Annotated in this window: 9 protein-coding genes; 7 read left to right on the top strand and 2 right to left on the bottom strand. The window is 69.8% G+C overall.

Going from position 1 to position 7588, the window contains the following annotated elements:
• A partial coding sequence (locus QZV84_RS06700; protein WP_292827209.1) for a glycine--tRNA ligase occupies positions 1 to 1137 on the top strand: 1137 nt, incomplete at its 5' end.
• Positions 1138 to 1218: 81 nt separating this feature from the next.
• Here the strand turns inward: QZV84_RS06700 and QZV84_RS06695 are convergent.
• Both QZV84_RS06695 and QZV84_RS06690 read right to left on the bottom strand, forming a co-directional pair.
• Complete coding sequence (locus QZV84_RS06695; RefSeq protein WP_292827206.1) at positions 1219 to 2019, bottom strand: methyltransferase domain-containing protein; 801 nt, start codon at positions 2017 to 2019, stop codon at positions 1219 to 1221.
• Positions 2020 to 2049: 30 nt separating this feature from the next.
• On the bottom strand, positions 2050 to 2619 hold the full coding sequence (locus tag QZV84_RS06690; protein ID WP_292827203.1) for an HhH-GPD-type base excision DNA repair protein: 570 nt from the start codon (positions 2617 to 2619) through the stop codon (positions 2050 to 2052).
• A gap of 149 nt (positions 2620 to 2768) precedes the next feature.
• On the opposite strand from QZV84_RS06690, the gene QZV84_RS06685 reads away from it, so the two are divergent.
• The 6 genes from QZV84_RS06685 (at position 2769) to cofD (ending at position 7571) form a co-directional block, all read left to right on the top strand.
• On the top strand, positions 2769 to 4364 hold the full coding sequence (locus tag QZV84_RS06685; RefSeq protein ID WP_292827200.1) for an FAD-dependent oxidoreductase: 1596 nt from the start codon (positions 2769 to 2771) through the stop codon (positions 4362 to 4364).
• Between the two features lie 96 nt (positions 4365 to 4460).
• Positions 4461 to 4862 carry a hypothetical protein gene (locus QZV84_RS06680; protein ID WP_292827197.1) on the top strand — a complete coding sequence of 134 codons (402 nt, stop codon included), beginning with the start codon at positions 4461 to 4463 and terminating at the stop codon, positions 4860 to 4862.
• A 2-nt stretch (positions 4863 to 4864) separates the two neighbouring features.
• A complete protein-coding gene (locus QZV84_RS06675) occupies positions 4865 to 5266 on the top strand; it encodes a phage holin family protein (RefSeq protein WP_292827194.1) in 402 nt (133 codons plus the stop codon).
• Positions 5256 to 5552 (top strand): hypothetical protein, encoded by a 297-nt coding sequence (locus QZV84_RS06670; RefSeq protein ID WP_292827191.1) that lies wholly within the window; start codon positions 5256 to 5258, stop codon positions 5550 to 5552. Before QZV84_RS06675 ends, QZV84_RS06670 begins: the two co-directional genes overlap by 11 nt.
• Before the next feature lie 190 nt (positions 5553 to 5742).
• Positions 5743 to 6540 (top strand): uroporphyrinogen-III synthase, encoded by a 798-nt coding sequence (locus QZV84_RS06665; protein ID WP_292827188.1) that lies wholly within the window; start codon positions 5743 to 5745, stop codon positions 6538 to 6540.
• A complete protein-coding gene (gene cofD / locus QZV84_RS06660; RefSeq protein WP_292827185.1) occupies positions 6537 to 7571 on the top strand; it encodes a 2-phospho-L-lactate transferase in 1035 nt (344 codons plus the stop codon). Before QZV84_RS06665 ends, cofD begins: the two co-directional genes overlap by 4 nt.
• Positions 7572 to 7588 lie beyond the last annotated feature (17 nt).

Below are 7588 nucleotides of genomic sequence, written 5' to 3'. Positions count from 1 at the left end.
GCGTCAGCAAGCCGGGGGTCTGGGGCGGAGCCCCAGAAGGCGTCGGCGTCAGCAAGCCGGGGGTCTGGGGCGGAGCCCCAGAAGGCGTTCACGGCCGAGAACGGCCTCGCCGACATCCCGTGCCCGAACTGCGGCGTGAAGGGCCAGTACACCGAGCCCAAGGCGTTCTCGGGTCTCATGAAGACCTACCTCGGCGTCGTCATCGACGACGAGTCGGGCCTGCACTACCTGCGCCCCGAGACCGCACAGGGCATCTTCGTCAACTTCTCCAACGTGCTCACGGCCTCGCGCAAGAAGCCGCCGTTCGGCGTCGGCCAGGTCGGCAAGGCGTTCCGCAACGAGATCACTCCGGGCAACTTCATCTTCCGCACGCGCGAGTTCGAGCAGATGGAGATCGAGTTCTTCGTGCCGCCCGCCGACGCGCAGGAGTGGTTCGAGCACTGGGTCGAAGCGTGCTGGAACTGGTTCGTCGACCTCGGCGTCGACCCGGCGCACATGCGCCGCTACGACGTGCCGCAGGAGGACCGCGCGCACTATTCGGCCGGGACGATCGACGTGGAGTACGAGTTCGGCTTCCCGGGCAAGCAGTGGGGCGAGCTCATGGGTATCGCGAACCGCACCGATTACGACCTGACCAGCCATTCCGAGGCATCCGGTCAGAGTCTGTCGTACTTCGACCAGGCCAGCGGCGAGCGGTACACGCCGTACGTGATCGAGCCCTCGTTCGGCCTCACCCGCGCGATGATGGCGTTCCTCGTCGACGCCTACCGCGAAGAAGAGGTGCCGAACGCGAAGGGCGGCACCGACACCCGCACCGTGCTGAAGCTCGACCCGCGTCTGGCACCGGTCAAGGTCGCGGTGCTGCCGCTGTCGCGCAACGAGCAGCTCTCGCCGATCGCCCGCGAGGTGGCCGAAGGGCTCCGCGGCAAGTGGAACGTCGACTTCGACGATGCCGGAGCCATCGGCCGCCGCTACCGCCGGCAGGACGAGGTCGGCACGCCGTTCTGCGTCACGATCGACTTCGACTCGCTCGAGGATCGCGCCGTCACCGTGCGCGACCGCGACACCATGGCCCAGGAGCGCGTGCCGCTCGAAAGCCTGCACGCCTACCTCGCCGAGCGCCTGCGCGGGGCGTAGCCCTTCACGCAGAGATCGGATGCCGCGGCATCCCGTCACGGTCGGCCGACAGACCGCTCCCCACGAACGACGCGCTCCTGTTCAGAAACCCAGCAGTTCTCCGTGCGGCATCGCAAGCCACCCGTCCTCATCGGATGCCCATTGACGCCATGCTGCACTGATGGCGTTCAACTCGTCTGATGTCGCGAGCCCCCGGTCGGTCGCGGCGATCGCGAAGGACGAGGCGATCACGCGCTCTGCCCAGAGGCCACCCCACCATGCCCGGTCCTCCGGGTTCTCGAACACCCACAGGGACGCGCCGACCGATACGTCGGTGAAGCCGGCTTCGCGGGCCCATTGCTTGAGGCGGCGTCCGGCGTCAGGTTCGCCTACCGACGAGCGGTGCACCCGCTGGTACAGCTCTGCCCATGCGCGAAGCCCGTCCGAGAGAGGGTGGATCACGACTCCGGCGTAGTCCACCTCGCGGACGGCAACCAGACCGGCGACGCGTCTCCACTCGCGAAGCGCCTCGACCGGGCGGGCGAGATGCTGGAGCACTTGATGGGCGTGCACCACATCGAACTCGTCATCGGCGAACGGCAGGGCGTACGCGTCGCCGACGATGAACTCGACGCGCGAACCCAGCGCAGACGCCTGGCTGATCACGTCCGCATCAGCATCCATGCCCACGGCGCGCCCTGGCGCCACGAGCCCTGCCAGATCCACCGTGATGGTGCCCGGACCGCACCCCACGTCCAGGATCGACATTCCCGGAGTCAACCGCGGTAGGAGGTAGCCGGCAGAGTTCTGCGCCGTGCGCCAGCGATGCGCCTGCAGGACGCTCTCGTGATGCCCGTGCGTGTACTGTCCGCTGACCTCTTGCCCGCTTTGGGGAGTGGTCACGTCGATCTCCTCACGTCTTCTTGTCCGGATCTATGCGCCTCTTGCCGCAGCCTTCATCGCGCGCTTGTGCTCGCGCACTTTCGTGAGCGACTCCGGTGAGACGATGTCGGCGACCGAGCGGAAAGAGCCCTCGTCACCGTAGGCGCCGGCAGCCTCGCGCCACCCGCCTCCGGTGAACCCGTACTGCTTGCCGAGCAGCGCGAGGAAGATCTTCGCCTTCTGTTCCCCGAATCCGGGCAGCGCCTTGAGTCGCTTCAGGACGGTCGAGCCGTCGGGGTCTCCCTGCGTCCAGATCGCGGCCGCGTTCCCGCCCCAGTCCTGCTCGATCACCGCGCACAGCGACTGCACTCGCGCGGCCATCGAGCCCGGAAAACGATGCACGGCCGGGCTCTTCTTGAACACCTCGACCAGCGATTCGGGATCGTATGAGGCCAGGGTGGCGGCATCCACAGATCCGACGCGCTCGGCGATCTTGAGCGGACCGGCGAACGCGGTCTCCATCGCCACCTGCTGATCCAGCAGCATCCCGATCAGCAAGGCGAGCGGATCCTCGGTCAAGAGGCGGTCGGCGGCGTCGTCGCCCGTGATGTGCAGCGTCATCCCGTCAGTCTCGCACCGCGAGGGCGCGCGCGGCCAGGCGCCGGTACCGCGCGCGATGTCATCGATGACGAAGCGCGCACGCCGGGGATGGTCCCGCGCGGCTGAGCGGGCTTCGCTGACCGGGTGGCGCGCGGTGCGAGGATGGATGCGTGGATACGACGCCCCTGGACGATCTTGCGGCGCGCGCGCACGACACCCACGTCGTCGTGGTCGGAGGAGGAATCGCAGGGCTGGTCGCAGCGTTCGCGTGCGCGAAGGTCGGCATTCGCGTGACGGTTCTGGAGGCGTCCGGTCGGCTCGGCGGCGCGATCCGCACCGCCGAGGTCGGCGGGATGCGCGCCGATCTCGGTGCGGAGGGGTATGCGACGCGTGGCGGAGCGGTGCGCGCGCTCGTGGAAGAGCTCGGGCTGATCGATGCCGTCGTCCCGACCGTGCCGCGGGCCGAGTGGATCGCGGGCCTGCCGGGCGGCTCGCTGCCCTTTCCGGCGGCGACGCTGCGCGGCATTCCGGAGAACCCCTGGGAGCAGAGCGTCCGCCGGGTGATCGGCTGGCGCGGAACGTGGCGCGCCTACGTGGATCGGGTGCGCCCGCCGCTCACGATCGGCCAGGAACGCAGCCTCGGCAAGCTCGTCCGCACCCGCATGGGCGAACTCGTGCTCGATCGGCTGGTCGCGCCGCTCAGCCTCGGCGGCTTCTTGATCCACCCCGACGAGGTCGACGTCGAGGTCGCCGTCCCCGGACTCGGTGCCGCGCTCACCCGGACGGGATCGCTCGCCGGGGCGGTCTCCTCGCTGCTCGACAGTGCCCGCAAGAACGACAACGACAGTGCCCGCAAGAGCGACAGTGCCCGCAAGAGCGACAACGACAGTGCCCGCAAGAGCGACACTGCCGCCGGCGACCGGCTCGAGGGCATCGACGGGGGCATGTCGCGGATCGTCGACGCACTGCACGAGCGGCTGCGCACGCTCGGCGCCGATGTGCGCGTGAACAGTCCCGTCGCCGCCGTGGAAGCGGGCACCGGCGGCCGCTGGATGCTGCGCCTCGACGCGACGGGTGTGCTGAGCTCCGCACCGAGCACCATCGCGGCCGCCGGCACCGACGACGCCGCCGACACCGCCGCCGCCGGCACCATCGACGCCGCCGACATCGTGATCCTCGCGACCGGCGCCGAGGCGGCGTACAAGCTGCTCCACGAGGTCGTGCCCTCGCTCGAGCCGACGCCCATCACTGACCTCGAGGTCGTCACCCTCGTGGTCAGCTCCGCCGACCTGGCCGCCGCACCCGCTCGGACGGCCGCCTACCCGGTCACGGGCACCGCGGTCGCGGCATCCGTCACCGATTCGACCGCGCGCTGGCCCTGGATGCTTCCCGACGCTGACACCCGCGTGCTCAAGGTCACCTTCGGCGGCCGCGGGGTGGGGCCGGCGACCGCTGCCCTCGAAGACAGGGCGGCGGCCGCGCTCGCGCTGGCCGAGGCGTCGGCACTGCTCGACGTGCCGCTCGCTGCCACTCAGCTGCGCGCATCGCGTCGAGATCGGTGGGCTCAGCCGCCGCCGATCTCGGCGCTCGGCCGGCGGGACGCGGCTGCGGCCGCACGAACTGCGATCCACGCGGTTCCCGGTCTCGCCGTCGTCGGGGCGTGGGTCGCCGGGACCGGCCTCGCGCAGGTCGTCCCCGACGCGCTCGCCGAAGCGGAGCGCGTGCGCAGGCTCACGCTCTGGGCCGGCGCCGACGAGCGGGCATGACACAAGCGTCGCCAGAAAGACCAGCGGATGCCGGAATCGGCATACGGGGCTACCCTGGATGCAGGCATCAAGGACCATCGAGCGTGAGGAGACCCCATGAGGGGCAAAGCAGGGCTCGTCATCGGACTCGCGGCGGGTTACGTGCTCGGCGCCCGCGCGGGCCGCGAACGCTACGAGCAGATCAAGGCCCAGGTCGAGAAGGTCTGGAACCTCGAGCCGGTGCAGGCGCAGGTCACCAAGGCGAATGACTTCGTCAAGTCCACCGCGATGGCGCTGCCGAGCACGCTCTGGGACAGCGCAGTCAAGGTCACGAAGGCCGCGACCTCGAAGGGCACCACGCCGGGTCAGAAGCTCGACTCGGCCATCAAGACCGGAAAGGACCAGGCCGACGACGTGAGCGCAGCCGCGCAGAAGACGGCCAAGGCCGTCAAGGATGCCGCTGACGACGCGGTCGCGGACCTCTCGGAGGCCGCCGACGAGCCTCGCAACGGAGCCTGACCATGACCACTCCTCGCGGCTTCCGCGATAGGTCCGAAGACAGCTTGTTCACGCTGATCGGCGAGATGCCGGAGCTCATCCGCAACCTCGTCATCGCAGAGGTCGACGCGGGCAAGGCATGGGTGCGCCGCACCTCGAAGGACGCCGGAATCGGCGCCGGATGGATCGCGGCCGCGATCTTCTTCCTCTTCTGGGCCGTCGGCATGCTCATCGCGTTCGCGGTCATCCTGCTCGCCCTGTGGTGGCCGGTGTGGCTCGCAGCGCTGGTCGTGCTGATCGGGATCCTGCTCGTCGCCGCGCTGTTCGCATTGCTCGGCGTGCAGCGCTTCCGCAAGGTCGCGCGCGCGCAGAACCCCGTCCAGTCGATCGTTCAGGATGTCAAGGAGGTGCGCGATGAGTTCTGACTCTCCCGTCCCGGTATCTCGCGCCGTTCCGGTGCCGCGCACCGCCGTCCCGCTGGGGATCGCCGACCCGGTGGAGCAGGCGAGGGCCGAGCTGAAGGCGGCTCTGGCCGCGATCGAGCAGAAAGCCAACGTCGCCAAGCGCGTCTATGAGGCGACAGACCGGACAGTGGTCAAGGCCCGCGCTTTCTCGAGAAAGAATCCCGCAGCCGCGACAGCAGCGGTGGTGGCCGGCGCAGTCGCAGTCGGACTCGTCGTCTGGGCGGCCGTGCGGCTCTACACCCGCTGATCCGACCCCCGCAGCTTGTGCGATTCCCGTCGCAGGACCTCTCTGCCCGGGGGTATGCTCGATTTGTCTGGCAGTGCGATGGTGCGAATGCTGCCGACGGCGCGGATCGCATCACCCGAGGTCCGAAATCGCCTGTCGGTTGCTCGATCTTTTGGGGCGGCCGATTGCGCACCACGAGAGCCCAATCCAAATGAACTTCGCCCCCAAGCAGCCACCCAAACCCCTCGTGGGATGGCGTGTGCTCGTGCCGCGCGGTGGCCCCTGGGGCGACGGGGTCGCCGCGAATCTGCGGCATCAGGGTGCGATCCCGGTGGTGGCGCCGCTCATCAATTTCGCGCCGACGAACGATCAGGCCACCCTCGATCAGGCGCTCGCCGACCTGGCGGCCGGCGCGTTCGACTGGCTGACCGTGACCAGCGCGACCACGGTCGACGTGCTCTTCGCGCACCGGGCGACGATTCCCGCCGCCACGAAGGTCGCCGCGGTCGGTGAGACGACTGCCGCCGCACTGCAGGCGGTGGGCTACCGAGTCGATCTCGTGCCCGAGCGCGACAATTCGGCAGCGGGAATGGCCGAGCAGATGATCGCCCTCGAGCCCGAGCCACGCGACATCCTCACCTTGCGCAGCGAGATCGCCAAGCCCGTGCTGACCCGCCTGCTCGTCGAGGCCGGCCACCGCGTGCGCAGCGTCGTGGCATACCGGACGGTGGGGGTGCCGGTGACGGACCGCATCGCCGAAGACGTGCGCAATGGTCGCATCAACGCAATCCTCGTGACCAGCGGGTCGGTCGCTGAGCAGGTGCAGCAGCAGTTCCCCGACATCCCCGACACGACGGTCATCGCCGCGATCGGACCCCGCACCGCGAAAGACGCACGTCGGGCGGGCCTTTCTGTCGACGTCGTCGCCGCGGCGCAGACCGTCGACGCGCTCATCGACGCCGTCGCCCGATTCACACTGCCGCACGCTGCGGACGAATTCGCGCCTTGACCGGGCGCACCGGGCTTCTGCGCGTCGTCGTGCTGGCCGGAGGCGTCGGCGGATCGAAGTTCTCACTCGGAGTGCGCACGGCACTGAACCGGCGGGCGGATGCCGAGGCCGCAGCACCTGATCCCTTCACGATCGTGGCGAACACGGGTGATGACCTGTGGCTGTCGGGCGTGCGCCTGCAGCCCGACGTCGACTCGATCGTGTACGCGCTGGCCGGCGTCAACGACACCGTGCGCGGCTGGGGTCGCGCGGGCGACAGCGAGCGCGTGAACCACGAGCTTCAGCAGTGGGGCGCGGGCTGGCCCTGGTTCACCCTCGGCGACCTCGACCTGGGCACGCACCTCGCGCGCACAGGCTGGCTGCGCGAGGGACTCACGCCTACCCAGGTGCTCGAGCGGATGTCAGCGCGCTGGCCCCTCGGCGCCCGCGTGCTGCCGATGACCGACGCCGAGGTCGACTCGATCGTGACGGTATCGGACAGCAGCGCCTCCGCCGGCGATCTCGACGGCGACATCGAGCGCCCGATGCACTTCCAGGAGTGGTGGACCCGGCACCGCGCGGCACTGCGTCCGCTGCGCTTTGACAACCCCGGCATAGGAGCCGCCGTTGCGGCCCCCGGCGTACTCGACGCGATCGCGCAAGCGGACGTCGTGCTCATCGCCCCGTCGAACCCCGTCGTCTCGATCGGCCCGATCCTCGCGGTGCCGGGCATCCGCGCGGGGCTGCGGGCCACGCCCGCCCGCGTCGTCGGCGTATCGCCGATCATCGGCGGGCGGGTGGTGCGGGGCATGGCGGATGTCTGCCTCACCGCGATCGGCGTGGAGACCACGGCCGCTGCGGTCGCCGCGCACTACGGCGCGCGTTCGTCCGAGGGACTGCTCGACTCGTGGCTGATCGCCGAGGAGGACGCCGCCTCTGCCGCGGAGATCGGGCGACTCGGCATCCGGCCCGTGGTCGCTCCGCTGTGGATGCGGGATGCCGCGACATCGGCAGAGCTCGCCGAAGCTGCGCTGCGGGCGGCCGAATTCTGACGTGCCCGATATTCCTG

Origin of the sequence: Microbacterium sp., from assembly GCF_011620715.1 — a bacterium.
GTDB lineage: Bacteria > Actinomycetota > Actinomycetes > Actinomycetales > Microbacteriaceae > Microbacterium.
This window is presented reverse-complemented; position numbering and strand designations above follow the sequence as displayed.

What these genes read in the sequence shown, in the direction of transcription:
- QZV84_RS06670 (WP_292827191.1), top strand. Translation starts at nt 5,256, where the DNA reads ATGAGTTCTGACTCTCCCGTCCCGGTATCTCGCGCCGTTCCGGTGCCG.
- QZV84_RS06675 (WP_292827194.1), top strand. Translation starts at nt 4,865, where the DNA reads ATGACCACTCCTCGCGGCTTCCGCGATAGGTCCGAAGACAGCTTGTTC.
- QZV84_RS06680 (WP_292827197.1), top strand. Translation starts at nt 4,461, where the DNA reads ATGAGGGGCAAAGCAGGGCTCGTCATCGGACTCGCGGCGGGTTACGTG.
- QZV84_RS06690 (WP_292827203.1), bottom strand. Translation starts at nt 2,619, where the DNA reads ATGACGCTGCACATCACGGGCGACGACGCCGCCGACCGCCTCTTGACC.
- QZV84_RS06665 (WP_292827188.1), top strand. Translation starts at nt 5,743, where the DNA reads ATGAACTTCGCCCCCAAGCAGCCACCCAAACCCCTCGTGGGATGGCGT.